Raw genomic sequence first — 23,057 nt, 5'->3', positions numbered from 1 at the left:
GGGCAGCCAATAAACGGGACCAATAAACGGGACGGAAGGAATTAAGAACCTATAGGGGCGGGTCATTTCTCCCGGATTCTGGTCGCGGCATCCGTGCTCGGGGAGAATGTCTGGGGCCTAGAGTCGACCTGCTCCGTTGTTGCGAAGTGAGATGGTGCGGGAGAGGGGCGGGGCGCGTAAACGTATCGACAGGGGAATCAATGATCGTTCCGGAATACTGGGCCGAAGCCCGGCAGCAGGTGCGTCGCAAGGGGCGGCAGGTCACGGTGCGACGCTTCGGCTGGTCCGACGAGAGCCGGCAGGCGGCGCAGGCGCATGCGGAGCAGCGGACGCAGGAAGCGCTGGACGCGATCCTCGCCGGTCGGGAGGACGTGCCGCGGCGCGAGCTGCGCACCAACTACGGCACCCACGGCGTGCCGATCCGCGAGCAGATCGTCGAACGCCACGACGATGTCATCGTCACCCGCAACAGCTATGGCGCGCTGTGCCTGAACACGCCGGACGTGCTGTTTGCGGACATGGATTTCGAGCTGCGGCCATCGGGCTGGGTGCTGCCCTTCGCAGCAAGCGTCGCGGCCTTGCTGGTCGGCTTCGTCGCGGGCCGGGTGCTGGGCGGCGCGGTGATGTGGGGAGTGGCGGCCGCAGTGGTGGTACTGGTGGCAGCGAACAGGCTCGTGTTGCTGCGCAGGCGCCGACGATTCGACCGGGATGGCGGGTCGGAGCGTCGCGCGATGGCACGGGTGGAGGCGTTCGTTTCGCAGCATCCCGAGTGGCACCTGCGGCTGTACCGCACGCCGGCGGGCCTGCGCGTGCTGGCGATGCACCAGGCCTTCGAGCCGCGCGACGAAGCCGTCGGGCGATTGTTCGCCGCCCTCCGCGCCGATCCGTTGTATTCGACGATGTGCCAGGTGCAGCACTGCTTCCGCGCGCGGCTGACGGCCAAGCCGTGGCGGATCGGCATGGGGCGGCGCATCCGACCGCCGGTGGCGGCCTGGTCCCCGGAGCAGGCCCACCTGCCAGAACGCCTGGCGTGGATCGCCGACTACGAGCGCAAGGCCGCGGGCTTCGCGGCATGTCGCTACATCGGCACGCTGGGCGACGATTCCCGCATCGATCCCAAGGCGCGCCGGGTGCAGGAACTGCACGATGCGATGACCCGCGCAGGGGAGCCGCTGCCACTGGCGTGAGCAAAACGGGGGAAGCAGAACGGGGGAAGCAGAACGGGCGCCAGGGTCGGTTTTTCCGGATGCGCCCCGGGATGCGGTAGATGCATCGAGTTCGCGGGAGCTGATCGACTGCATGACAATGGAAGGCGAGCCGCAAGGCGAATCCCTGATTGGGAACGGGGGCCGGCTCGGCTTCCTTGCGTTGTACGCCTGACTGACATGCCCCGCCGCTGCGCGCCACGCACTTGTAGGCGCCAAGCCCTTCACCGGGCGTCACTGCGCACGATTTCACGCAGACATGAACGCGTTCGCGGCATCATCTGCAGCAACACGCCAACACGTATGGAGTCACCCCCGATGGGCAACGAACAAGGTTCGGCCGGCAATGTCATCGCCGCCATCTGCAGTTTCTTCATTCCCGGCCTCGGCCAGCTGGTCCAGGGGCGGATGATGTCGGCGATCCTGTGGTTCGTGGCCGCGTGCATCGCCGGCGCGGTGACCTGGATCCTGACGCTGTCGCTGTTCCCGTTCGGCTGGTTCGTCGTGAGCGTATTCGCGTGCATCAACGCCGCGCTTTTCCGGCGGCCTGCTGAAGGCGTCGTAGGCGCACGTTGAGCGGGGGTGATCCTGGACGTGCCAGCAGGCATCTGTTCGTCCGGGCTGCATTCCTATGAAGGGCCGTCGTCGCCTGAAGCGGCGTCGTCGCCGGCGTTCGGGTCTTCGAACAACTGCTCGTAATTGCCGACTGCCGCTTCCATGTCGAACACGGGCGCGAAGTCGGCGGGATCTCCGCGCAGGGCGCGGGTACCCGCCATCAGGCGGGCGAGGATCGCATGCAGCGCGGCGTCCGGCTCGGGCGCCAGGGCGCAGTTCTCGAACATGTAGCCGATCGCGGCGTCGACATCGGCGGCGCGCGCCACCACGGTTGCCTTCCCGGGCGGCGCCGGGCCGTCGTGCTCGAGCCCGGCGAGGGCGGCGCGCACACGCGACATGCCTTCGATGAGCGGTGCGTCCGGCGCCCACGGCACATGGTGGTCGGCGACCGCCACATCCCTGCCTGCGATCGCGACGGCATCGGCATGCTCCGGGTCCTGCCGCTCGGCATGGTCGTTCGCTGCGACCTGCGCGGCGGCGTCCGCATGCGCGACCTGCGCGACGGCGCCGGTGTCCGCGGCTTCGGCGGGATCGGGATCCCGGGCACACCCGGACCCCAGTCCAGCGAGAGCCACCGCCAGCGCCAGGGCCAGCGGAATCTGTTCGATGTTCATGTAAAGCTCCGGGGAATGGTTTGCAGCGGTGCGCCGCCGTGCATGCCCGTACGGCGGGACTCGCCATTGCGGCAGCAGCGGTCATGCCATGCTCGCACGGAGCGTTTCCGGATGCCTTGACCTGGGTCAGGCGGGATGCCGCGCGTCCGGCTCAGCGATCGGCCGCGATCCGGCTCGCGGCCGCGTCACCTTTGCGCCAGGGGTCGCGCGTCAGCACTTCTGGTATTTCCAGTAGCGTGTCTTGCCTTCGGCGATCCACTCCGCTGCCTGCGCGATCCGGCGCTCACGCGTGGTGGCCTGTTTGGCTTCGACCACCCATTCCACGTACTCGCGCTGCTTGCCGGGCGCGAATGCGGCGAACTGTTTCTTTGCGCCCGCCGTCTTCGCCAGCGCCCTGGCGAAATCGTCCGGCATCGCGAGCGCGGGCTTCGGGGTTTCGCGCCTGGCTCGGGCGAGCGTGGCGCCGGCCTCGATGGCCTCGACCGCTTTCCTGAGCTGCGCGATCAGCGTGCGTTTCGCAGGGAGGTCGGCGAGCGCGGCGATCCGGCCGTAGTGGCCCATGGCTTCGTCGCGCCTGGCCGCGTCGCCCTCGCTGGCGTCGAGCATCGGCACCGCGAACGCGGCGTGCTGCTTGAACGCTGCCATGCCGGCGAGGATCTTGCCGCCGTGGGTGAAGTGCGGCGCGCTCCACTTCAACGTTTCCTCGGCGGTGGGGCAGGCCTCGTGCACGACGGCGCGCAGGTGCTCGAGGATCGGCCGCGCGAACGGTGCGGCCCTGGCGATGTAGGCGTCGATCCTGGCGTCGTGGGTTGGCATGGGCGACCTCCGGGCGGGCGAATTCGCTGGTTCAGGGATCCGATTCCATGGAGCTGATTCTACGGAGAGTGGAAGCGGGCGGGCGGCGTCGGCGCGTGCAGCGGGCGGCGTGCTGGCGCCAGCCCTGCTTGATCGGAGTTGTGCCGCCCGATGGCCGCAGTCCGGCCCGAGCGGTGTTGGTCCGACAGGTTCCAGCTCACCGGCTGCCGGACTCGGCCTCCGCATGCCGTGCGAAGCTGTCGAGGATCGCCTGCCATCCCTCGCGCTGCATCTCCGCGGGGTTCTCCGCTTCGGCATCGAACACGGTGCGCACGCGCACTCCGCCATCGGCTGGCTCGAAACGCACCGAGACTTCGCGACCGTCGTCCATGCGGTACTCGATCAGTTCATTCGGCACGACCCGCGTGTAGCGGCCTTCGAAATCGAAGCCCATGCTGCCGTCCCGGGCTTCCATCCGCGTGCTGAAGCTGCCGCCTTCGCGCAGGTCGACGCGGCTGCTCGGCGAGTGCCAGTCGTCCGACGCCGCGTTCCAGCGGGTGATGTGCTCCGGCGTGTTGTAGACCTCCCAGGCGGTGGCGAGGTCGGTGCGGGCGAGGGTCTCGATGGTGATCTTCATGGTTGGCTCCGTAGGGTCAGGGTGATGCGCGTGCATCATTGCCGCGTTTCGGGGTACGACGAGCGGGCAGCCCGCGGATCGACATCCTGTCGCCGCTGGAAGCCGCTCGCGACATCCATGGTGCGCGAACGGACCTGCCCGCATTCGAGCCTGGGCATCGGTGGCAAGCCATGACGCGCGCCTTCGCGCGGGAGATGTGCAGGAATTGGCGGGAGGTCGATCCACGCCCGTCTGGTTCGTCGTTCCCGCGTCGCCGCAACCGGCGGCGCTGCTACCATCCCGCCCGCATCCGGCAAGGAAACCGCATGACTCCCGAGACGCCCGCAGCCGATCCCGCCTTGCCCGCGGCCCCGCCCACCGGCTCCACCTGGGCAGCGCTGCGCGACGCGATCCGCGGCACCAATGCCGACTACACCCGCATCCCGCTGCGCCGCGCGGTGTTCCTGCTGGCCGTGCCGATGGTGCTGGAGCTGGTGCTGGAGTCCACGTTCGCGGTCGTCGACATCTTCTTCGTGGCGAAGCTCGGTGCTTCCGCGGTGGCGACGGTGGGACTCACCGAGAGCTACCTCTTCCTGCTGTACTCGATCGCCATGGGCTTGGCCATGGCGGTGACGGCGGTGGTCGCGCGCCGGGTGGGCGAAGGCCGGCGCGAGGAGGCCTCGGTGACCGCGGTGCAGGCGATCTGGATCGCGATGCTGGTCTCCGTGCCGTTCGCGGTGGTGGGGATCGTCTGGGCGCAGGACCTGCTGCGGCTGATGGGCGCCGACGCCTGGACGCTGGAGCACGGCTACCGGTACATGCAATGGATGCTGGGTGGCAACGCGGTGATCATGCTGCTGTTCGTGATCAATGCCATCTTCCGCGGCGCCGGCGACGCGGCCATCGCGATGCGCGTGCTGTGGGTCGCGAACGGCCTGAACATCGTGCTCGACCCGCTCCTGATCTTCGGACTCGGCCCGATCCCGGCGATGGGCATCGAGGGCGCGGCCATCGCCACCAACATCGGTCGCGGCGCCGGGGTGCTGATGCAGCTGTGGATCCTGTTCCGCGGCGGCGAGCACATCCGGGTGACCACGACGCAGCTGGTGCTGCGCGGCGCGGTGCTGTGGAACATCGTACGGACCTCGCTGGGCGGCATCGGCCAGATGATCGTGGCCATGACCTCGTGGATCTTCCTGATGCGCATCCTCGCCGGCATCGGCAGCGAGGCGGTGGCCGGCGCCACCATCGCGCTGCGCATCCTGATGTTCGCGCTGATGCCGGCGTGGGGCATGTCCAACGCCGCGGCCACCCTGGTCGGGCAGAACCTCGGGGCCGGTCAGCCGGACCGGGCCGAAGCCGCCGTCTGGCGCACGGGCTGGTACAACATGGTCTACACCGTCGCGGTGTCGGTGGCGTTCTTCCTGTTCCACGACGCACTGGTGGGGCTCTTCAGCCCCGATGCGGGCGTGGTCGTGGTCGGCGGCGAGTGGCTGCGGATCCTGTCGTACTCCTGCTTCGTGTACGGCTGGTGGATGGTGGCGGTGCAGGCGTTCAACGGGGCCGGCGACACGGTCACGCCGACCCGGATCAACGTCGTGTTCTTCTGGCTGATCCAGATCCCGCTGTGCTGGTGGCTGGCCGTGTCGCTGGACTGGCAGCACACCGGCGTGTTCTGGGGCGTGTTCGTTTCGGAGACGTCGGTGGGCCTGTTCACGCTGTGGCTGTTCACGCGCGGCAAGTGGAAGACGGCCGCGGTGTAAGGACGCGCTCTGGTGCCCGGTTCCGGAACCTGCACTGTTCGGTGTCCGGGTGATCGCCGCACCGCGACCCGGGGCATACGCCGGATCTAGGCGATCTCGAGCGTGGCCAGGAGCCCGAGCTTGCGCTGGTAGGCGTCCCAGTCCTCCGGACTCCTGGTCGGCGCGCTGGCGTCGGCGTAGAGGTGGATGCGGTCGGTGCTGTCGCTGTGCGCGTGGCTCAGCTGCGCTGCCTTGCCCGGGGTCAGTCCGATGAGCCGGACGGCATGCGGCACGTAGTCGACGTGTTCTTCGGTGCGCATGCCCAGCGGCTTGTAGAGCCGGTTGAGCACCACGTGGCCATGGTCTTCGACGCGCTCGATGCAGTAGGGCAGGAAAACGCGGCGGAACTCTTCGGTCGCAGTCGACATGGCGGTTTTCCGCTGACGGTCCCTGCCAGTCTTCCGCAAAGCTGCGGCACGGGCAAGCCTCGCAGTGGGTGCTGCCGGCAGAGGGTATCGGCCAGGGGGGCAGCGCCCTGTGCGGCACCCGCACGCTGGAATGCTGCGGATGACTGGCCCTCCAAGGAGCCTGACGATGGCGCCCGTCGGCACCGGAGTCGGGCCCGGCTCGTTTTCCGCAAGCCGTCCCGGCGGGGAATTCAGCGGGAGAGGCAATTCCGGTAACGCGCGTCGACCCGTTCGGCGAACCAGCGGGTGGTCAGTTCGCGGGTGATCTTGGGACTGTCCAGGCGGATATCGGGGACCATCGCCCGTGGCAGCGGGCCCCCGGCGCGCGCCTGCGCGATCGCGAACACCCGTGCGTGCAGGTCGTCATCGCTGAATTCGAGGCGGTCGCCGCGTTCGAGCGCGCGACGGATGGCGCGCTCGTCCATGCCGAGTTGCGGGGACAAGGTACGCACCGCCGCCTCGGTGCGGCCGGGACGGTCGAGCGGGGCGCCGGGCAGCAGCAGGTCGCCGTCGAGCGAGAGCGGCAGTCCGGTGGCCACGCCCACTGCGTTCTGGAACGCGGCGTTGCGGCTGGCGTACCAGCCGGCGTTGTAGTCGGCGAAGCGGTGCAGCTTGCGCGTGTACGGCGTCTCGTAGCCGAGCAGGTGCGCGATGCCGAAATACAGACCGCCGCGGCGACGGAACACCTCGTCGCGGATCGATCCATCGACTGGGTGCGGATAACCGGCGGCATTGGCCTCGGCGAACGGGATCGCGACCTGCATCGCGCCACCCGTCTGCACCGGGTTCCTGCCGGCGAACAGGCGTTCGCCCATTGGGATGCGGCCGATCATGTCCTGGTAGAGTTCGCTCAGTTCGCGCTCGGTGCGCACCCGATCCAGCCGTTCGCCGTAGCTGCGCCCGTCGGTGGAGTCGAGCCTGAGCGCGGCATCGACCACGATCCCCGGGACGTGGAGCGCGGCAGCGCGGCGATCGATTTCTGCGCGGGCGACGCGAGGCAGGTTGGCGACGGGCGGATCGGCCTTGTAGCCCGACTCCTGCTCGATGACGGCCAGCACGGCGCAGATGTTCTCGACATTGGCGTTGATCCGCTGCGCCGTGAACGCCACCTGGATGTCGCCGGCCCAGCCCTGGCGGTCGTCGACCGATGTGGGAATGCGCCGCGCGATCTCGGCGCGCACCTGGGCCGGATCCGGCACCGGCACGGCAGGGGGGCGGGACGCACAGCCGGCCAGGGCGAGGGCCACGACGAGCCCACCGGCTCTTGCGAGGCGACAGCAAGCGGGCGAAGCCACCGCCGCTCTCAACGCCCGGTCCCGGCGCGCAGCAGGAGCAGGCCGTACACGACCACCGACAGGATCACGTAGAGCGTGTCGACGACCGAGCGCCGCCGCGAATCGCTGCGGCTGCCGGTCACGTCGATCAGGAACTGGCGCAGCAGGAAGGTGTACAGCACGTAGTAGAGGAACGGGACGACGTGGACCTGCCAGGGATAGTCGTCGATGCGCTTGCCGAAACGTTCCAGGATCCAGCCGACCTGGGCGTAGATGCCGAGGATGCCGAGCGCGGCATTGATCAGCATCCATTTCACCTGGTCGCGGCCGAAGAGGACGTTGTAGAACACCATGTACACCACGATGGCGATGCCGCCGTGCATGTACAGGAACACCAGGTCGGGGCCGTCGCTCGCATAGGCCATGAAGAAGCCGGAGAGTCCGAACATCAGCATGTGGACGCCGAAGAACGGGTAGACGAACCACTTCGGCATCCCGGCCCGGGCGCCCGGCTTCGGGTTCGCATGGTTTGCGTACGTCATCGTCCCGTCTGCCCCGTCATCCGCCGCGCAAGGAAACCGGCCACCGCGCCCGGCCCTAGGCGGGCTGGCGCGGCCAGGCGGTCATGGCGGGGTCGATGTGCGCCCACGCCGGCGCGGAATCCGTCCAGATCACGACGTCCGGGACGACGGCGGAAGCATCGTCCAGCGTGCCCACGCGGATCACCATGGACTCCGTGTTTTCCAGCGCTTCGCTGAACAGCTGGGTGCCGCAGTCGCCGCAGAACGCGCGACGCATGTGGTGGCCGCTGTCGGCGAGGCTCTCCCATGCGCGCGGCGTGCCCTCGACCGCCACCGCCGCGCGCGGCACGATGATGTTGACCGCGGCGTTCCCGGTCGCCCAGTACTGGCAGTCGCGACACCAGCACAGGCGCGTCGCCACCGGCGCCGCCGACAGCGTGTAGCGGATCGCGCCGCATCGGCAGCCTCCGGTCCTGTGCATCGCTCCGCCTCCGTCCATTCGCGCGCCGGTGGCTATCGTCGCACGCCGTATCGGGCTGCGGGAATCGATCGGCGCCCCGGCCTCAACGCGGTGGCGGCACGTCGCCGGCGCGTTCGGCGATCGGGCGCAGTTCGCCCACCAGCGACAGCAGGAAGCGGCCCGGTTCCTCGGTCATCGGCGAATGCGCGGACTCCTCGAACCAGACCAGGCGCTTGCCGGGCGCTTCCACGCCTTCGAACCATTCGGCCACCAGGCCCGGATGGGCGATCGTGTCGTGGCGGCCGAGGAACATCAGCATGGGCACGTCGAAGCTGCGTTCCCCGCTGAAATCGATATCGATGATCTCGCGGAACAGGTACGGCGCCGCGAACGCGTTGCCGTCCCACGCGCGGCCGATCCCGGCGTCGTCGTACTCGGGCGCGAGTCGCACCATCGCGCTTTCGGCGCGGTTGTTGTCGCGATGGGCGAGGGTGCCGCCGAGCCGTTCGCCGGTCCGGCGCTGGGTGTAGATGTGTTCCATCGGCACCTCGGCGCCCGGTGCGGCATAGGGGGCCAGCGCTTCCAGCGCGGCGACCGCGTCGGCATCGCCCGCGCGATGGGCCCGGTCGAGGATGACGCGCCAGTTGCGGCGTTCGTTCTCGCGCATGTCCGTGATCTGGGCGACCCCGACGTAGGCATGCAGCCATCCGGGTCGCTCCAGCGCCAGCCGCAACCCGAGGTAGGTGCCCCAGGAGTGGCCCAGCACGAAGATCCGCTCCCTGGCGAGCTCGCCTCGCACCCATGCCGCGACTTCCTCGGTGTCGGCGTACATCCGGTCGAGCGTGAGGGTCGGGGCGACGACCTCCGGGTCTGTCAGCAGGTGGGTCCTGCCGGCCGCGCGCTGGTCCCAGTGCACGACCGTGAAGAACTCCTCCCAGGTGCGCGCATTCCACCAGGCCAGCGGCATGGACGTGTAACCGGGGCCGCCATGGATCACGAGCAGCACAGGATTGGCGCGATGGTTGCCGCGGATCGAGATCCATTGCTCGATGCCGCCGATGCGCACCTTCTGCTCCCGTTCGATGCCCGCGGGGGTGACGATGCGGCGCGCCTCGGCGATCAGTGCCACCGCTTCGGCGCGGCTTGCCGGTTTTGCGGGCGCTGCGTCCGCCGCGGCCGAGGCCTTCGAGGCGGCGAACAGCGCGATCCCCGCCAGCAGCGTGGCGAGGGTCGCCTGGAAGGTCCGGCGCATGCGCGCGCGCGGAGAAGCGGGGACTGGAACGTTCTCGACGCGGCTGGACATGGGCACCTCGCTGCGGGTGGGTGCAGGCGCGGGGACGCGAGCCGCATCGCCGCGCTGCATGGTCCATGACGCGACCACGGGCGCCGGTGTGACGGCGCCCGCGCAGCGTCTATCCGCCGAGCTCGACCACGCTGTCGAATCCGCCGAAGATCATGCGTTTGCCGTCGAAGGGCATCGGATTGGCGGCCGGATCCATGCGCGGATCCTCCATCATCTTCTTCATGCCGGCGTCGCGGGTGGCCTTGTCGGGCCATTCGACCCACGAGAACGCCACCGTCTCGTCGTCCTTGGCCTGCACCGCGCGGCGGAAGTCGGTGACCTTGCCTTCGGGCACGTCGTCGCCCCAGCCCTCGATGACGCGGGTGGCGCCGAATTCGATGAACACCGGGTCGAACCTGCGCGCGTGCTCGATGAACTTCTCGCGGTTGGCGGTGGGCACCGCGAGGACGAAACCGTCGATATAGGGCATGTGGATCTCCTTGAAGGGGTCGGGATGGCGCGGGACGGGCCGGTGCGGCGCAGCCCGCCGGCCAGCGTGCTCCCGTCCCGGCGACCGACGCTGCCGTGCGGGGGCGTGGAACCGACGAACGGAAGGTCGCGGAATCGACACCCGCTGGCGCGGATGCGACCCGGCAGTCCATCGCCGCGTGGCAGCCTGCACCCGCGATCGTTAGGACCGCGCAACGGGCCCATTGCCCCGTGGCGACGCACCCGTCGGTCGGCCCGGGCGGGTTCATGCGCCGCCGGGACCTGCGCCGGCGGCCGGACCGCCCCAGGGCGTACCGGCGACGGCCGCATGCGATCATCTGCCGGGACTCTGGCGAGGGCGCGCGGATGAAGACCTGGATCGCACTGCTGCGCGCGGTGAACGTCGGCGGCACCGGCAAGCTGCCGATGGCCACGCTGCGAACGCTGTGCGAGCAGGCGGGGTTCGCCGACGTGCGCACCTACATCGCCAGCGGCAACGTGGTGTTGCGTGGCGACGGCGCCGAGCGCCAGGTGAAGGCGAAGCTGGAAGCGGCGCTGACCTCGCACATGGGCAAGCCGGCCGGCGTGCTCGTGCGCACGCCGGCCGAGCTGCGCGCCGTGCACGCGGGCAATCCGTTCCGCGATTCCCCCGACAACCGGGTGCTGGCGCTTTTCCTCGACGATCCGCCCCCGGCCGACGCGCTGGAGCGCGCGCGGTGCGTCGGCGCCGAGCGCCTCGCCCTGGGCGCACGCGAGATCTACATCGACTACCGCGACGCGGAGACCATGCGTGGCTCGAAGCTGTCGTTTCCCGCCGCCGCAAACGGCACGACGCGCAACATGAATACCGTGGCCCGGCTGCTGGAGATGGCGGGCGATTGAACGGGCCCTGCGCGGCGGTGGCCGCGCCGCGCACCCCGACATCGGTTCATCGCGCGTTCGACCCGGAAAACGCGCGCGCCCTACACTGGAATGCCCCTCGTCCCCGTCGGCGATCCACGATCGCAGGCGACGCCCGGATTCCCGCACCCATGCCGAAGTTGCTCCCGATCCTGTGCCTGGCAGCCGCGCTGCTGGCGGGCTGCCGCGCGCAGGACGTGGGCGACACGGGCACTACCGTGCCGGTGGCGGGCACGGACGAGGGCGGCGCGGTCAGTACCGCCCCGGTGCAGGTGGCCGAAGAGGCGGCCGCCGTGGCGGAGCCGGAGCCCGGGCCGGCCCCCGACGAGCCGGAGGGTGTCGACTGGTCGCCGATGGAGCTTGCGTCCGGCACGGCCTCGCTCGGCTGCGAACTCGACTACGCGCACCATGGCGACGGCAATCCGCTGATCCAGTTCGACCGCGACGCGATCGCCACCGCGCTCGAGCCCTGCGCCGCGCGCGGGGTGCTGCGGCTGCGTTACACGGGCAAGATCAACGCCGGGTTCGCGCAACTGATGCAGCGCGTCACCCATGTCGCCGACGAGCTGGAGATCGGCAAGCGGGTACTCGACGTCGATTCCAGCGGCGGCATGGTGGAGGACGCGATCCGCGCCGGGGACCGCATCGCCGACGCGCGCTGGACGATCTGGGTGCGCGAGGGGGCGGTCTGCCACAGCGCCTGCGTGTTCCTGCTCGCCGCGGGCGACGTGCGCATGATCAGCGGACGCGTCGGCATCCACCGCATCATCCGCATGAGCTCCACCGCGACCACGCGCGCCGAACTCAACCGCGAACTGCGCGTGGTGTACGAGCGCGTGCGCGATTATCTCGAGCGCAACGGCGCCGCCACCGCGGTCGCGGACATGATGATGGCCGTGCCCAACCGCAACCTGCGCCTGCTCGCCGCCGAGGAACTGAGCCTGTACGGGCTGGACGGCATCAACCCGGCGCAGGACGACCTCGACCGGCTGCGCCTGATGCGCAAGTGCGGAGAGGACTTCGTGGTGCGCCGCGATGCCTTCGCCCGCTCGTTCGACACGCGCTGCAAGTCGCCCGGGACCGATCTGGACGGCCTCAATGCCTGCGGGCTGGAGCTGCGCAAGCGCTACGACTTCCCCGATCCCACCTGTCCCTCCGAAAGCCCGCTGTCGGAATTCGATGCGCTGCTGGCTGCGGAGAAGCCGGAACAGGCGGGCGCCCGCCTGCCCGCGGGAACGCGGGAAGGCGGGGAAGCGCAGGAGCAGGAGCAGGCGCGACAGGAACAGGCGCGTCGCGAGGACGCCTCCGCGCGCGCGCGCGGCGACGCCGGCGGCTCGTGATCGCGCTCAGCCCGCTGCCGTAACCGTCTCCGCTTCCTCGCCGGGGCAGGCGAGGAAGCCGCCGGACTGGCGTGCCCACAACTGCGCGTAGAGGCCGCCGGCCGCGACCAGCGCCTCGTGCGTGCCCTGTTCGACGATTTCGCCGCGCTCCATCACGATCAGCCGGTCCATCGCCGCGATGGTCGAGAGCCGATGGGCGATGGCGATGACGGTCTTGCCCTCCATCAGCCGGTACAGGTTGTCCTGGATCGCGGCCTCGACTTCGGAATCGAGCGCCGAGGTCGCCTCGTCCAGCACCAGGACCGGCGCGTTCTTGAGCAGCACGCGCGCGATCGCGATGCGCTGGCGCTGGCCGCCGGAGAGCTTCACCCCGCGCTCGCCGACGTGCGCGTCGTAGCCGCGGCGGCCCTGGCTGTCGGCCAGTTCCAGGATGAAGTCGTGCGCGCGCGCCTGCTTCGCGGCCTCGATCATTTCGCTGTCGCCGGCGCCCGGACGGCCGTAGAGGATGTTGTCGCGCACCGATCGGTGCAGCAGCGAGGTGTCCTGGGTGACCACGCCGATCCGGGCGCGCAGCGAATCCTGCTGCACGTCGGCGATGTCGACGCCGTCGACCAGGATCCGACCGCTTTCGCGGTCGTGGAAGCGCAGCAGCAGGTTCACCAGGGTCGACTTGCCGGCGCCGGAGCGCCCGACCACGCCGATCTTCTCGCCCGGGCGCACGTGCAGGTCGAGGCGTTCGATCACGCCGCCGGCCTTGCCGTAGTGGAAGCCGACACCCTCGAAGCGGATGTCGCCCTGCACCCGCTCCAGCGCGGGGGCGCCGGGTGCGTCGTCGACGGTCGGCGGCAGCGAGATCGAGTTGATGCCGTCGTGCACGGTGCCGATGTTCTCGAACAGCGACGACAGCTCCCACATGATCCACTGCGACATGCCGAGGATGCGCAACGCGAGCGCGATCGCCACCGCGATGGCGCCGGCGCTCACCGCGCCGCCATGCCACAGCCACAGGCCCAGCGCGACCACCGCGAACAGCAGCGCCATGTTGAGCGCATAGAGCACGCTCCAGACCGTGGTCGCCAGCCGCATCTGCGGGTGCACGGTGGCGAGGAAGCCGTCCATCGCCTCGCGCGCGTAGGCCTGCTCGCGTCGCGAGTGCGAGAACAGCTTGACCGTGGCGATGTTGGTGTAGCTGTCGACGATCCGGCCGGTCATCACCGAACGCGCGTCCGCCTGCGCGCGCGAGACGCGTTCCATGCGCGGCACGAAGTGGCGCATGAGCAGTCCGTAGGCGGCGATCCACGCCAGGAACGGCAGCATCATCCGCCAGTCCGATGCGCCGGCCACGGCGAGCGTGCCGACGAAGAACACGAGGATGTAGATGCCGATGTCGAGCAGCTTGATCACCGTCTCGCGCACCGCCAGCGAGGTCTGCATCAGCTTGGTGGCGATGCGCCCGGCGAACTCGTCCTGGAAGTAGCCCATCGACTGGCGCAGCAGGTAGCGGTGCACGTTCCAGCGGATCCGCATCGGGAAGTTGCCGAGCAGGGTCTGGTGCTGCACCAGCGAGTTCAGCAGCACGACCGCCGGCAGCGCCACCACCACCAGCAGGCCCATCCACAGCAGGCGCGGGCCTTCGCTGGCGAGGAAGTTCGCGGGCGTGGTGCTGCCGAGGCGGTCGACCAGCGAACCGACGTAGGCGTACAGCACCAGCTCGGCGATGGCGATGCCCGCGGTGGTCAGCGCCAGCAGCGCCAGCCACTTGCCGGCGCCGCGGGTGTAGTGGCGGCAGAACGCGTACAGCGTGCGCGGCGGCTGCGCGGGAGGATCCGGCGGGAACGGATCGAGCCGGGATTCGAACCAGCGGTACATGGAATGCGCATCGTGCGGGGAGGGGCGGCATTGTCGCCGATCGTCCGCGACCGCGGCGGTGACGTGGCAGGAATCGCTCATGCCGCCAGCACCGCGATGCGGCCGAGGTGGTGCGCCGCCACCGCTTCCAGCGCCTGCGGCAGTCGTTCCAGCGCAAGGCGCCGCGAGACGTGCGGCACCAGCGGGCCGCGTTCGGCCAGCGCGTGGAAGGCCCGCATCGCGTCGGGTTCGTAGCGGACCCCGAAGCCCGCCGCGACCACATCGTCGCGTGCGATCGTCGGCATCGCGACCCCGTGAGGCCATGCGATCCGGCTGCCGGCGGGCAACGCCGCGACCAGCCGTGCCGCGGCCTCGCCGCCGGCGGTGAGCAGGGCGAGCGTGCGTTTCGCGCCGTCGGCGAAGCGGGCGATCTCTCGCTCGAAACCGGGCCTGCGCCCGTCGACGGCGACATCGGCGCCGAGTCGCTCGGCCAGCCGCACGCCGTCCCCGCCCGAAGCGATCGCCAGCGTGCGCACGGCGGCGTTGCGGGCCAGTTGCAGCGCGAAGTGGCCGACGCCGCCGCTGGCGCCGAACACCACCAGTGCGTCGTCCTCCCGTACCTGCAGGACTGCATGCAACGCCTGCGCCGCGAGCGCACCGTCGACCGGCAGGACCGCGGCCTGGTCGAGCGCCAGTCGCGGCGGCACCGGCCAGGCGAGTCCGGCATCGAACAGGGCGAACCGGGCGTGGCAGCCGCCCTTCGGATCGCGCTGCGCAACGAGTCCATAGACGCGGTCGCCCTCGCGGAACCCGCGGGTTTCGCGGCCGGCTTCCACCACCACGCCCGCGCCTTCCGATCCACCGACGTGCGGAAACCGCGGCAGGCGGGCGAACACGCCGTCGCGTTCGAGCAGATCCCAGCGGCCCACGCCCGCTGCGTGAACGCGCACCAGCAGCTGGTTCGGCCCGGGCGTCGGGATCGGCAGGGCGCAGGGCATGGGGCGTTCACCTGCGCCAGGGCGTGCGAAGGCCATCGCGCGCATGGTTTCGGGTCCGGCTTCGGCGGGGGTGCGGGTGGCGAGGTGCATGCGGAGTCCGGTCTTGAGTGGAAGGCCGGATCAGGGTAAAAGCTCAAGCAATATCGAGGTCAAGGAGCATGCGGATGGCGACGGCGGTGCCGGTGGGCAAGGGGACGGCGCCCGCGCGCGAGATGACGATCGGCGAGGTCGCCGCGCGCAGCGGGGTGGCGGTCTCGACCCTGCACTTCTACGAGGCCAAGGGCCTGATCCACAGCACGCGTACCGCCGGCAACCAGCGCCGCTACGCGCGCGACGTGCTGCGGCGGATCGCGGTCATCCGGGTGGCCCAGCGCACCGGCCTGCCGCTCGCCTCGATTCGCGAAGCGCTGTCGTCGCTGCCGGACGCACGCACGCCCACCGCCGCCGACTGGGCCCGGCTGTCGCGCCGCTGGCGCGCGGAACTCGATGCGCGGATCGCGCGCTTGACCCACCTGCGCGACGATCTCGACGGCTGCATCGGCTGCGGTTGCCTGTCGCTGAAGCAATGCCCGCTGCGCAACCCCGAGGACCGGATGGCGCGCCTCGGTCCCGGTGCGAATACGCTCGACCGCGACTGACGCCCGCTCAGCGGCCGCCGCCGCCGCCGCCGCCCCCGCCGCCACCCGAGAATCCGCCGCCACCGCCACCGGAGGAACTGCCCGGCGGCGTCGACGACGAGGCGATCTGCGAGGTCAGGCTGTTGCCGATGGCCTTGGTGAACCCGCCGATGTCGCCGATCGACCCGGTGCCGTTGCTGCCGTGGTACCAGGCCATCGCCGATGTGGCCGCCGCGGCGGCCGCCGCGCCCACGGCCAGCGTGAACTTCTTCGTCCACGCATCTTCCACGTCGAGCGCCACGGCATAGGGCAGCAGCGATTCGAAGCGCTGCGCATCGAGCGCCGGCTCGGACTCGTCCGGGCCCTGGAGCCGCTGCAGGTCCTGTCGCTCGGCGACACCGAGATAGCGGCGCAGGCCTTCGATCTGGTCCAGCATCCTGCGCCCCTCGCTGGTCGGGGCGCGCACCAGGAAGGCGAACACCACCAGGGTCACCACCATCAGCGCGATCGGGATGAAGGCGAACAGCAGTCCGGCGCCGGTGCCGGCCCCGAGCGCGATCGCGGCGCCCGAGAACAGCAGCGCGATCAGCAGCGCGACCAGCGAACTGCCGCCGTTGTGGTTGAACATCGTGCCCTTGAAGCGCTGGTCGAGCGCCTTCGTGTGGGTGCGGATCGCGGCCTGCAGCAGCGGGGCGTTGTCCTTGTCGAGCTCGAGCGTGGCCTCGCGCGGGAACAGCCCGGCGAGCAGGGCATCCTGCTCCTTCGCCGTCCCGGGCGCGAAACCCGTGCTGGTCTTCTCCAGCCGCCAGTGGTCCTTGAGCAGGCCCTTGTCGCGCTCGATCCGCAGCGACCGCCCGACCGCGAGCGCCAGCACGTCGGCGGTGAAGCAGCGCGTGTCGTAGCCCATCTTCCCGATGTAGCGCAGGCCGGCGGGCGAGATGCCTTCGGGCGGGGTGTAACGCACGATCACGGTGCCCGGCGCCGGGTCGCGCCCCACCTGGCGCCAGCGCAGGAAGCACCAGGCCAGCAAGGCGAGCAGGCCGACCAGGGCGACCAGCACCGCGCGGTTGTCGGCGAGCAGCCAGCGCAGCTTCTGCGCGGTGGTCGGCTCGGGCACCAGCCCCTTCGGGAACGAGAGGACGATCGTCAGGCCCTCGCCCGGCGCGAGCGGCGCGGTCAGCCGCCAGCGGGCGAGACCCGGCTCCGGCGTTTCGGCGACGTAGCCCTGGCCTCGCGTGCCCTGCGCGCCGGTGTAACCCTCGGCCGCGAGCTCCGCCACCGGCACCGGTTGCGGCAGCCGGACCTCGGCGCTGCCCGATTCGATCGGGAAGGCCCAGCCGGTGCCGATCGCGTTCCAGTACAGCTCGTCGTGTCCGTCGAAGAAGCCGAGCTGGCGGGTGGTGCGGTAGCGCAGGGTGTAGGTGAAGGTGGCGGGCGTCGGCAGGAAGTCGTCGTTGCCGGTGTTCACGCGGACGCCGTTGCCGCGGGTTTCGGTGAACCAGGGTTCGCTGCGGCCGTCGCGCAGCACCTCGACCACGTCGAAGTCCACCACCACGCGGTTGCCGTGGCGGTCGCGGTAGCGGGTCGGGAAGTCGCGGTAGATGCCGCGGCGGATCTGCTGCCCTTCGGCGCGCACGCGGATCCGCTCGGTGACGTCGAGGCTGCCGTCCTCGTTCAGCACGATCCGGCTGTCGTACGACTCGATGCGCTCCTGCGCCAGCAGCGGCGGCGCGAAGGCGAACAGCGCCAGGCAGGCCAGCGCGAACCCGCGCAGCACCGGGGCGTTCATGGCAGCTCCACGCGCACGGCCGCGCGCCCGGCGTCGCCGGCCTCGAAGAATTCTTCGGCGCCGAAACCCGCCAGCCGCGCCACCACCAGGTCGGGCACGCGCTGGGTGGCGTCGTTGTAGTCGCGCACCGCGCCGTTGTAGAAGCGGCGCGCGTACTGCAGGTGCTCCTCGACCTCGACCAGGTCGCGCTGCAACTGCGCGAAGTTGTCGCTGGCCTTGAGCTCCGGGTAGGCCTCCTGCAGCACGAACAGCCGTCCGATGGCCTGTTCCAGCGCCTGCTCCACCTGCGCCAGCTGCGGACGGGTCTGATGCGCCAGCGCCCGCGCCCGCAGTTCGGTCACGGTCTCGAGCACCGCGCGCTCGTGCCCGGCGTAGGCCTGCACCGCCGAGACCAGGGAGGGGACGAGGTCGTGGCGGCGGATCAGCTGCACGTCGATGTCGGCCCAGGCGGTGCGCACCTGGTTGCGCAGCCGGACCAGGCGGTTGAACACCACGATCGCCCAGACCAGCAGGGCGGCCACCAGGCTCGACAGCAGCAGGACGGGCAGGCTCATCGTTCGGGTCCCCGGCGGGAATGCGTGTCCACCACGACGCACCAGGGTGGCGTGGCGTGACACAAGGGTAACGGACGCGCCGGGCCGGAGCCGGCCCGCCCGTCGACTGGACGCCCCGGGACGGTGTCGTACACTCGACCGCCAGATTCCACGGAGCGTTCGTCCCCTATGAACAGATCACGCCTGCTTTCGACCGTCGCCGCCCTGGTGCTGTGTTCCGGGGCGTTCGCCCAGCAGCCGGCCGCCCAGCCGCAGCCGCGTCCCGCGGCGCAGCCCGCCGCCGCACAGCCGGCGATGGAACAGCTCAGTCCCGAGCAGCGCGCCGCGCTGGCGAAGCAGGACGCCGACATGAGCCAGGCGGCGCTCCAGGTCATGCAACTGGTCGACGCCAACCGCATCGGCGAAGTCTGGGACGGCGCGTCGGCGGCAATGAAGCAGGCGGTGACCCGCGACGAGTTCATCAAGCAGGTCACGATCGATCGCAACCGCCTGGGCGCGGTGTCCACGCGCGCGAAGCCGGAAGTGAGCCGTTCGCTGTTCCGCGCCGGCCAGCAGGTGCCCGAGGGCCTGTACATCAACGTGCGTTCGGCTTCGAAGTTCGCCAACGAGGCGCAACCGGTGCGCGAGCTGGTGTCGTTCCGGCTCGACGAGGATCGCGTCTGGCGCGTGTCGGGATACAGCCTGCGCTGATCCCCGTCGAAGCGGCGTCGGCCGTGCCTGCGGGTGCGACCGGCGGACCGCCTCGGTGGCGAGTCCGGTCGCGACGGTTCATCCGGGGCCGCGCGTCCTCCCGTCCTGGGTCGCCAGCACCTGGCCCGACACCAGGGTGAAGCGACCATCGGATTCGACCCGGTAGCGTGCGCGATAGCCGGGACCGGGCTCGTCGCGGAGGCCGGTTTCCTCGGTGATGGCGAACGCGTCGGCCGCATCGATGTCGTAGTCGCGGCGGTAGAGCAGGCCTCTCGCGCCGACCAGCAGCTGGTCGACGAGCGCGCCGCTGGCCCGGCCGGTGCTGAACAGCACGTCGTGGCGCGTGCCGGCGAACTCGAAGCCGCTGTCCACGCGCAGCAGCCAGACGTCCGCATCGTCCGTCGCACCGAGCCGGAACAGTTGCACCCGGTCGCGCGGGAGCGACGACAACGCGAGGGTGCCGTCCTCCTCGTGGTAGGCGAAGACCCGGCCGTAGCCCCGGTCGAACGCCACCGGCGACTTCAGCGGCCCGTCGCCGAACAGCGCGAACACGCAGTCCACCACGGCCGGACTGGTCGGCACCTGGTCGTGCGCCAGCGCGAGTCCTTGTTCGAGCGGAAGGCGCAGGGAGACCAGGGCCGCGGGCATGCACTGCAGCGCCGGTTGCTTCCGCGAAGCGGTCGGCTCGCCCGCCGTGGCCGGCCCGGCCTGCGGTGAGGGCCCGCTGCAGGCGGCAATCAGGACGGCCGAAGTGGCCAGCAGGAGGGCAGCGCGCCGGCCGGGGCCGGCGGGAGGGGCATCGGGCATGCGTTGCCTTGGAGCGACGGGCAGGCATCGAGGATACCCGTGCCCGGTGTCGCGCGTCGCGCGTGCGTCCTCAGTCGCGCTCGAACTGCGCGATCTCGTCCAGCATGCGCTGTGCGCGGCGGATGCCGTCGCCCCCGTCGGCGACGCAGCGACCGCCTTGGTCGTCGCGCGTCGGCACGCCTCGCGCGCGCGACATCGCCCGGGCCGACCAGGCCCAGGTCACGAGCAGGCCGACCACGCCGATGCCGAGGCTGATCGAGATCCAGGCCGGGGTACCTGCAGCGGGATCGACCTCGCCGAGCCCGGCGAATCCCACCACCACCGGCACCCACATGATCCACCACGGCGCTCCGCAGACGTTGGCGTTGAGCACGAACAGCCGCAGCAGCCGCGCCATCTGCTTCTGGATCGCCAGCACCGGCGCCGAGGTGTCGATGTTGGCCGCGAACACGATCGTCAGCGCCGCCATCACCGCGGTGACGATGCCGAACGCGTGCAGCAGCAGCCCCGCGGCGAGCAGTCCGGGAACGTCGGTGTTGCGCGTCCAGCAGGACACGCCGAGCACGATCAGGCCGATGCCGAGCAGCATCTGCGCGGCCTGCCCCCACAGCAGCGGGCGCAGGTGTCCGCGCACCCTGTCGAGCTTGCGCTCGCGCAGCAGCTGCCACTGGATGTCCTGCTGGCGTTCCAGCTGCTCGCCCAGCGAGCGCCAGGCGAGCTTGAGTTCGTCGAGTTCCATGGTCGTGTCCATCCGGTGTGTTTTCAGCTCGTTGCGGAAGGGGCCGCGTAGTCGCGGATGCGTTGCTTGAGGCGGCTGATCTTGGTGGTGACGTTGCTCTCGCCCAGTCCCAGCACCTCGGCGATCTCGCGGGTGGTGCGTTCCTCCAGGTAGAGCACCAGCAGCGCGCGGTCCAGGGCGCCGAGCGTCTCCATGAAGCGCCACAGCAGCCGCAGCCTGTCGTCGGACTCGTGGTCGACGGCGCGCTCGTCGGCCAGGTCGTGCAAACGCTCGTCCAGCGGCACCGCATGGCGCCTGCGCTGGCGTTCGCCGCGCAGGAACGAGATCGCCGTGTTCAGCGCGATCCGGTACATCCACGTCGAGAAGCTGCGCGACGGGTCGTAGCCGGGCCATGCGCGCCAGAGCTGGGCGGCGATCTCCTGGGCGAGGTCGGCCCGGTTCTCGGCGCCGTTGGCGTAGCTGTTCGCCACCTTCAGCACCATGCCGCGATGGCGCTGCAGCAGTTCGTCGAAGGTGGCGTGGGTGGCGCCGGCCGTCGGGGTCGGGTGGTCCATCGCATGTCCGCGGGAAGTGGAAAGCGTGCCTGTCATGCCCGGGTGATACGCGGCGGCAGGCGGTTTGTCACAGGCAGGCGGGCTTCCGCTGCGACAGCGACGGTACGCGCGTCATTCGACGATGCCCTTGGCCTCCGAGGTGCCGAGCACTTCGGGATGGTCGATCCGCCGCTGCCGGTGCATCAGCGGGTGCGCGAACACCGCCGCGAGGATGATCGCCACGCCGCCGTAGAACATCGGCGCCAGTTCGCGCTGCTCGCCCAGCAGCAGCATCGCCAGCACGATCGCGTAGACCGGCTCGAGGTTCACCGCCATCTGCGCCGAGAACGCACTCATGTGCCGCAGCGCGACCAGCGACAGGGCGAAGGGGAACAGGGTGCAGGCCCCGGCGAGCAGCAGCAGCCACAGCGCGTCCGACGCCGAGGGCAGCACCAGCAGCGGTCCGGCCAGGGCCGGGAAGATCGCCGGCATCAGTGGCGCCAGCGCGGTCAGCGCCAGGGCGCCGGCGCCCAGCTCGACCGCGGTGACCGTGAGCGGATCGGCATGTTCGACCAGGCGCTTGTTGAGCGAGCCGAAAACCGCCACGAACAGCGCCGACAGCGCGCCGACCGCGATCCCGACGCGCATGTCCGCCGAGACCCCGCCCACCACCAGGGCCACACCCGGCAGCACCGCCAGGCCCAGCGCGACCTCGCGCCTGGAGAACCGCCGGCCCGCGAGCTTCGGTTCGATCAGGGCGGTGAACACCGTGGCGAAGGCCATGCAGGTGGCGGCGACCGACGCGTTGGCCAGCTTGATCGCGCCGTAGAACGTGAGCCAGTGCAGCGCCACCAGCACGCCGACGCCGGCATAGGCCAGCAGCAGCCTGCCCGGCATCGCACGCAGGCCACGCCACACGCGCGGCACCAGCAGCAGGGCCAGCACCACCAGCCCCATGCGCCACCACACCAGCGGCAGCGCAGGCAACGTGATCAGCTTGCCGAGGATGGCGGTGAAGCCCCACAGCAGCACGCACAGGTGGATCTGCCAGTGGGCCTTGGCGGCGGGCGTCATCGGAACCGGGAGGCGGCGGGGGGGAGAGGGGCAGCATGCACGCACGCCGCGGACGCGTCATCCATCAGCGGCGGCGCCTGCGGGCAGGTGCGGTGGCGAGCGCGGTCGCGGTCGGCTGCGAAGCCAGCCAGTCGATCACCCGCCGCACCGCCGGCCGCGGACGGCGGTGGGCCGGATAGACGATGTGGTAGGCGTAGCGTCCCGCCATCTCCTCCCCCGGCAGGCGTACCAGCTGCCCGCTGCCGAGCCACGGCGCGACGATGCGCTCGCGCGCCAGCGCGGCGCCCAGTCCGATCGATGCCGCGCGCAGCATGTCGGTGCTGTCGCTGAACACGAAGCGCTCGTCGATGCGGGCGCCGTGCACGCCGTTGGCGCGGAACCAGTCGTGCCAGCCCTGGTGCGAGAGGTCGGCCACCAGCGGCAGGCGCAGGATGTCGGCGGCGGTATGCACGTCTTCGCGCTCGGCCAGGGCCGGCGCCGCGACCGGGAACAGCGATTCGTCCATCAGCGGCAGCGCGTTGAGCCCGGGCCAGCGCCCCGGACCATGGCGGATGCCGAGGTCGGGCCCGACATCGTCGAACCGGGTGAGCGACATCTCCGTGTCCACCCGCAGGCGGATGTCCGGATGCGACGCGGCGAATCCCGGCAGCCGCGGGATCAGCCAGGTGTACGCGAACGAATGCAGGGTGGTGATGCGCACCGTGTGCGCGTCGTCGCGGCGGCTGCGCAGGTCCTGCATCGCGCCGTCGATGTCGTGGATCGCGTTGCCGGCGATGTCGGCCAGGTGCCGGCCCTCGGCGGTGAGCGAGACGCCGCGGGCGTGGCGCTGGAACAGGGCCACGCCCAGCCGCGCCTCCAGCTTGCGGACGTGGTGGCTGACCGCGCTCGCGGTGAGGTGCAGTTCCTCCGCGGCGTGGGCGAAATTCTGGTGCCGGGCCGCCGATTCGAACGCGGCCAGGGCAGGGAGCCAGTCGGAACGCAGTGCCATGCGAGCCACAAATCCTGCTCGTGTCTTGGTCGAAAAGTATGCGCTTGTGCGGCGCGCGCGAACAAGCAGAATCACCGGGTCGACCCCCACGAGACCTCGC

The 23,057-nt window shown here is 70.6% G+C and carries 25 protein-coding genes; 7 read left to right on the top strand and 18 right to left on the bottom strand.

Annotation, left to right across the window (positions count from 1 at the left end; genetic code table 11):
* The first annotated feature begins 200 nt into the window (after positions 1–200).
* Both FZO89_RS02975 and FZO89_RS02970 read left to right on the top strand, forming a co-directional pair.
* Positions 201–1,187 (top strand): hypothetical protein, encoded by a 987-nt coding sequence (locus FZO89_RS02975; RefSeq protein WP_149101864.1) that lies wholly within the window; start codon positions 201–203, stop codon positions 1,185–1,187.
* A gap of 336 nt (positions 1,188–1,523) precedes the next feature.
* On the top strand, positions 1,524–1,781 hold the full coding sequence (locus FZO89_RS02970; protein ID WP_149101863.1) for a hypothetical protein: 258 nt from the start codon (positions 1,524–1,526) through the stop codon (positions 1,779–1,781).
* A gap of 53 nt (positions 1,782–1,834) precedes the next feature.
* Here the strand turns inward: FZO89_RS02970 and FZO89_RS02965 are convergent, their stop codons facing one another.
* The 3 genes from FZO89_RS02965 to FZO89_RS02955 form a co-directional block, all read right to left on the bottom strand.
* Positions 1,835–2,434, bottom strand: coding sequence for a hypothetical protein (locus tag FZO89_RS02965; RefSeq protein WP_149101862.1), 600 nt, complete (start codon positions 2,432–2,434; stop codon positions 1,835–1,837).
* A 210-nt stretch (positions 2,435–2,644) separates the two neighbouring features.
* Positions 2,645–3,250: a YdeI/OmpD-associated family protein gene (locus tag FZO89_RS02960; RefSeq protein ID WP_149101861.1), complete on the bottom strand. Its 606-nt coding sequence runs from the start codon at positions 3,248–3,250 to the stop codon at positions 2,645–2,647.
* Between the two features lie 196 nt (positions 3,251–3,446).
* Positions 3,447–3,866, bottom strand: a complete 420-nt coding sequence (locus FZO89_RS02955; RefSeq protein WP_149101860.1) for an SRPBCC family protein — start codon at positions 3,864–3,866, stop codon at positions 3,447–3,449.
* A gap of 305 nt (positions 3,867–4,171) precedes the next feature.
* Between FZO89_RS02955 and FZO89_RS02950 the strand changes: the two genes are divergently transcribed.
* Positions 4,172–5,608, top strand: coding sequence for an MATE family efflux transporter (locus FZO89_RS02950; protein ID WP_149101859.1), 1,437 nt, complete (start codon positions 4,172–4,174; stop codon positions 5,606–5,608).
* 86 nt (positions 5,609–5,694) lie between these two features.
* Here the strand turns inward: FZO89_RS02950 and FZO89_RS02945 are convergent, their stop codons facing one another.
* From FZO89_RS02945 to FZO89_RS02925, 6 genes are all read right to left on the bottom strand, one after another.
* Complete coding sequence (locus FZO89_RS02945; protein WP_149101858.1) at positions 5,695–6,015, bottom strand: hypothetical protein; 321 nt, start codon at positions 6,013–6,015, stop codon at positions 5,695–5,697.
* 230 nt (positions 6,016–6,245) lie between these two features.
* Positions 6,246–7,349 carry a DUF1615 domain-containing protein gene (locus FZO89_RS02940; RefSeq protein WP_262378503.1) on the bottom strand — a complete coding sequence of 368 codons (1,104 nt, stop codon included), beginning with the start codon at positions 7,347–7,349 and terminating at the stop codon, positions 6,246–6,248.
* A gap of 8 nt (positions 7,350–7,357) precedes the next feature.
* Positions 7,358–7,870 carry a hypothetical protein gene (locus tag FZO89_RS18705; protein WP_262378502.1) on the bottom strand — a complete coding sequence of 171 codons (513 nt, stop codon included), beginning with the start codon at positions 7,868–7,870 and terminating at the stop codon, positions 7,358–7,360.
* A gap of 55 nt (positions 7,871–7,925) precedes the next feature.
* Complete coding sequence (locus FZO89_RS02935) at positions 7,926–8,330, bottom strand: GFA family protein (protein WP_222928082.1); 405 nt, start codon at positions 8,328–8,330, stop codon at positions 7,926–7,928.
* Positions 8,331–8,412: 82 nt separating this feature from the next.
* Complete coding sequence (locus FZO89_RS02930) at positions 8,413–9,561, bottom strand: alpha/beta fold hydrolase (RefSeq protein WP_187471018.1); 1,149 nt, start codon at positions 9,559–9,561, stop codon at positions 8,413–8,415.
* Between the two features lie 160 nt (positions 9,562–9,721).
* Positions 9,722–10,081, bottom strand: a complete 360-nt coding sequence (locus FZO89_RS02925) for a DUF1428 domain-containing protein (protein ID WP_149101854.1) — start codon at positions 10,079–10,081, stop codon at positions 9,722–9,724.
* A 365-nt stretch (positions 10,082–10,446) separates the two neighbouring features.
* On the opposite strand from FZO89_RS02925, the gene FZO89_RS02920 reads away from it, so the two are divergent.
* Together FZO89_RS02920 and FZO89_RS02915 are read left to right on the top strand one after the other, a co-directional pair.
* Positions 10,447–10,962, top strand: coding sequence for a DUF1697 domain-containing protein (locus FZO89_RS02920; protein WP_149101853.1), 516 nt, complete (start codon positions 10,447–10,449; stop codon positions 10,960–10,962).
* Between the two features lie 149 nt (positions 10,963–11,111).
* Positions 11,112–12,320, top strand: a complete 1,209-nt coding sequence (locus tag FZO89_RS02915) for a COG3904 family protein (RefSeq protein ID WP_149101852.1) — start codon at positions 11,112–11,114, stop codon at positions 12,318–12,320.
* A gap of 6 nt (positions 12,321–12,326) precedes the next feature.
* Here the strand turns inward: FZO89_RS02915 and FZO89_RS02910 are convergent, their stop codons facing one another.
* Positions 12,327–14,189 (bottom strand): ABC transporter ATP-binding protein, encoded by a 1,863-nt coding sequence (locus FZO89_RS02910; RefSeq protein WP_149101851.1) that lies wholly within the window; start codon positions 14,187–14,189, stop codon positions 12,327–12,329.
* 77 nt (positions 14,190–14,266) lie between these two features.
* On the bottom strand, positions 14,267–15,166 hold the full coding sequence (locus tag FZO89_RS02905; RefSeq protein ID WP_187471017.1) for a quinone oxidoreductase family protein: 900 nt from the start codon (positions 15,164–15,166) through the stop codon (positions 14,267–14,269).
* Positions 15,167–15,330: 164 nt separating this feature from the next.
* Between FZO89_RS02905 and soxR the strand changes: the two genes are divergently transcribed.
* A complete protein-coding gene (gene soxR / locus FZO89_RS02900; protein WP_222928081.1) occupies positions 15,331–15,804 on the top strand; it encodes a redox-sensitive transcriptional activator SoxR in 474 nt (157 codons plus the stop codon).
* 7 nt (positions 15,805–15,811) lie between these two features.
* Here the strand turns inward: soxR and FZO89_RS02895 are convergent, their stop codons facing one another.
* Together FZO89_RS02895 and FZO89_RS02890 are read right to left on the bottom strand one after the other, a co-directional pair.
* Complete coding sequence (locus FZO89_RS02895; RefSeq protein WP_149101849.1) at positions 15,812–17,572, bottom strand: DUF2207 domain-containing protein; 1,761 nt, start codon at positions 17,570–17,572, stop codon at positions 15,812–15,814.
* On the bottom strand, positions 17,569–18,126 hold the full coding sequence (locus FZO89_RS02890; protein WP_149101848.1) for a LemA family protein: 558 nt from the start codon (positions 18,124–18,126) through the stop codon (positions 17,569–17,571). Before FZO89_RS02890 ends, FZO89_RS02895 begins: the two co-directional genes overlap by 4 nt.
* 168 nt (positions 18,127–18,294) lie before the next feature.
* Between FZO89_RS02890 and FZO89_RS02885 the strand changes: the two genes are divergently transcribed.
* On the top strand, positions 18,295–18,816 hold the full coding sequence (locus FZO89_RS02885) for a DUF4019 domain-containing protein (RefSeq protein WP_149101847.1): 522 nt from the start codon (positions 18,295–18,297) through the stop codon (positions 18,814–18,816).
* Positions 18,817–18,894: 78 nt separating this feature from the next.
* Here the strand turns inward: FZO89_RS02885 and FZO89_RS02880 are convergent, their stop codons facing one another.
* The 5 genes from FZO89_RS02880 to FZO89_RS02860 all read right to left on the bottom strand — a co-directional run bounded on the left by FZO89_RS02880 (position 18,895) and on the right by FZO89_RS02860 (position 22,957).
* On the bottom strand, positions 18,895–19,464 hold the full coding sequence (locus tag FZO89_RS02880) for a hypothetical protein (protein WP_149101846.1): 570 nt from the start codon (positions 19,462–19,464) through the stop codon (positions 18,895–18,897).
* 229 nt (positions 19,465–19,693) lie between these two features.
* Entirely contained in the window at positions 19,694–20,374 is a 681-nt protein-coding gene (locus FZO89_RS02875) for a hypothetical protein (protein WP_149101845.1), read from the bottom strand.
* Positions 20,375–20,385: 11 nt separating this feature from the next.
* Positions 20,386–20,916: an RNA polymerase sigma factor gene (locus tag FZO89_RS02870; RefSeq protein ID WP_149101844.1), complete on the bottom strand. Its 531-nt coding sequence runs from the start codon at positions 20,914–20,916 to the stop codon at positions 20,386–20,388.
* Between the two features lie 111 nt (positions 20,917–21,027).
* Positions 21,028–21,969, bottom strand: coding sequence for a DMT family transporter (locus FZO89_RS02865; protein WP_149101843.1), 942 nt, complete (start codon positions 21,967–21,969; stop codon positions 21,028–21,030).
* Positions 21,970–22,033: 64 nt separating this feature from the next.
* The gene (locus FZO89_RS02860; RefSeq protein ID WP_149101842.1) at positions 22,034–22,957 is read right to left on the bottom strand and encodes a LysR substrate-binding domain-containing protein; all 924 of its coding nucleotides are present in this window, start codon (positions 22,955–22,957) and stop codon (positions 22,034–22,036) included.
* Positions 22,958–23,057: the final 100 nt, after the last annotated feature.

This window comes from Luteimonas viscosa (assembly GCF_008244685.1).
Lineage (GTDB): Bacteria > Pseudomonadota > Gammaproteobacteria > Xanthomonadales > Xanthomonadaceae > Luteimonas > Luteimonas viscosa.
Note: the sequence above shows the minus strand (reverse complement) of the source record. Positions and strands in the feature narration are given on the sequence as shown.

What these genes read in the sequence shown, in the direction of transcription:
- FZO89_RS02975 (WP_149101864.1), top strand. Translation starts at nt 201, where the DNA reads ATGATCGTTCCGGAATACTGGGCCGAAGCCCGGCAGCAGGTGCGTCGC.
- FZO89_RS02970 (WP_149101863.1), top strand. Translation starts at nt 1,524, where the DNA reads ATGGGCAACGAACAAGGTTCGGCCGGCAATGTCATCGCCGCCATCTGC.
- FZO89_RS02965 (WP_149101862.1), bottom strand. Translation starts at nt 2,434, where the DNA reads ATGAACATCGAACAGATTCCGCTGGCCCTGGCGCTGGCGGTGGCTCTC.
- FZO89_RS02960 (WP_149101861.1), bottom strand. Translation starts at nt 3,250, where the DNA reads ATGCCAACCCACGACGCCAGGATCGACGCCTACATCGCCAGGGCCGCA.
- FZO89_RS02955 (WP_149101860.1), bottom strand. Translation starts at nt 3,866, where the DNA reads ATGAAGATCACCATCGAGACCCTCGCCCGCACCGACCTCGCCACCGCC.
- FZO89_RS02950 (WP_149101859.1), top strand. Translation starts at nt 4,172, where the DNA reads ATGACTCCCGAGACGCCCGCAGCCGATCCCGCCTTGCCCGCGGCCCCG.
- FZO89_RS02945 (WP_149101858.1), bottom strand. Translation starts at nt 6,015, where the DNA reads ATGTCGACTGCGACCGAAGAGTTCCGCCGCGTTTTCCTGCCCTACTGC.
- FZO89_RS18705 (WP_262378502.1), bottom strand. Translation starts at nt 7,870, where the DNA reads ATGACGTACGCAAACCATGCGAACCCGAAGCCGGGCGCCCGGGCCGGG.
- FZO89_RS02935 (WP_222928082.1), bottom strand. Translation starts at nt 8,330, where the DNA reads ATGCACAGGACCGGAGGCTGCCGATGCGGCGCGATCCGCTACACGCTG.
- FZO89_RS02930 (WP_187471018.1), bottom strand. Translation starts at nt 9,561, where the DNA reads ATGCGCCGGACCTTCCAGGCGACCCTCGCCACGCTGCTGGCGGGGATC.
- FZO89_RS02925 (WP_149101854.1), bottom strand. Translation starts at nt 10,081, where the DNA reads ATGCCCTATATCGACGGTTTCGTCCTCGCGGTGCCCACCGCCAACCGC.
- FZO89_RS02920 (WP_149101853.1), top strand. Translation starts at nt 10,447, where the DNA reads ATGAAGACCTGGATCGCACTGCTGCGCGCGGTGAACGTCGGCGGCACC.
- FZO89_RS02915 (WP_149101852.1), top strand. Translation starts at nt 11,112, where the DNA reads ATGCCGAAGTTGCTCCCGATCCTGTGCCTGGCAGCCGCGCTGCTGGCG.
- FZO89_RS02910 (WP_149101851.1), bottom strand. Translation starts at nt 14,189, where the DNA reads ATGTACCGCTGGTTCGAATCCCGGCTCGATCCGTTCCCGCCGGATCCT.
- FZO89_RS02905 (WP_187471017.1), bottom strand. Translation starts at nt 15,166, where the DNA reads ATGCCCTGCGCCCTGCCGATCCCGACGCCCGGGCCGAACCAGCTGCTG.
- soxR (WP_222928081.1), top strand. Translation starts at nt 15,331, where the DNA reads ATGGCGACGGCGGTGCCGGTGGGCAAGGGGACGGCGCCCGCGCGCGAG.
- FZO89_RS02895 (WP_149101849.1), bottom strand. Translation starts at nt 17,572, where the DNA reads ATGAACGCCCCGGTGCTGCGCGGGTTCGCGCTGGCCTGCCTGGCGCTG.
- FZO89_RS02890 (WP_149101848.1), bottom strand. Translation starts at nt 18,126, where the DNA reads ATGAGCCTGCCCGTCCTGCTGCTGTCGAGCCTGGTGGCCGCCCTGCTG.
- FZO89_RS02885 (WP_149101847.1), top strand. Translation starts at nt 18,295, where the DNA reads ATGAACAGATCACGCCTGCTTTCGACCGTCGCCGCCCTGGTGCTGTGT.
- FZO89_RS02880 (WP_149101846.1), bottom strand. Translation starts at nt 19,464, where the DNA reads ATGCCCGCGGCCCTGGTCTCCCTGCGCCTTCCGCTCGAACAAGGACTC.
- FZO89_RS02875 (WP_149101845.1), bottom strand. Translation starts at nt 20,374, where the DNA reads ATGGACACGACCATGGAACTCGACGAACTCAAGCTCGCCTGGCGCTCG.
- FZO89_RS02870 (WP_149101844.1), bottom strand. Translation starts at nt 20,916, where the DNA reads ATGGACCACCCGACCCCGACGGCCGGCGCCACCCACGCCACCTTCGAC.
- FZO89_RS02865 (WP_149101843.1), bottom strand. Translation starts at nt 21,969, where the DNA reads ATGACGCCCGCCGCCAAGGCCCACTGGCAGATCCACCTGTGCGTGCTG.
- FZO89_RS02860 (WP_149101842.1), bottom strand. Translation starts at nt 22,957, where the DNA reads ATGGCACTGCGTTCCGACTGGCTCCCTGCCCTGGCCGCGTTCGAATCG.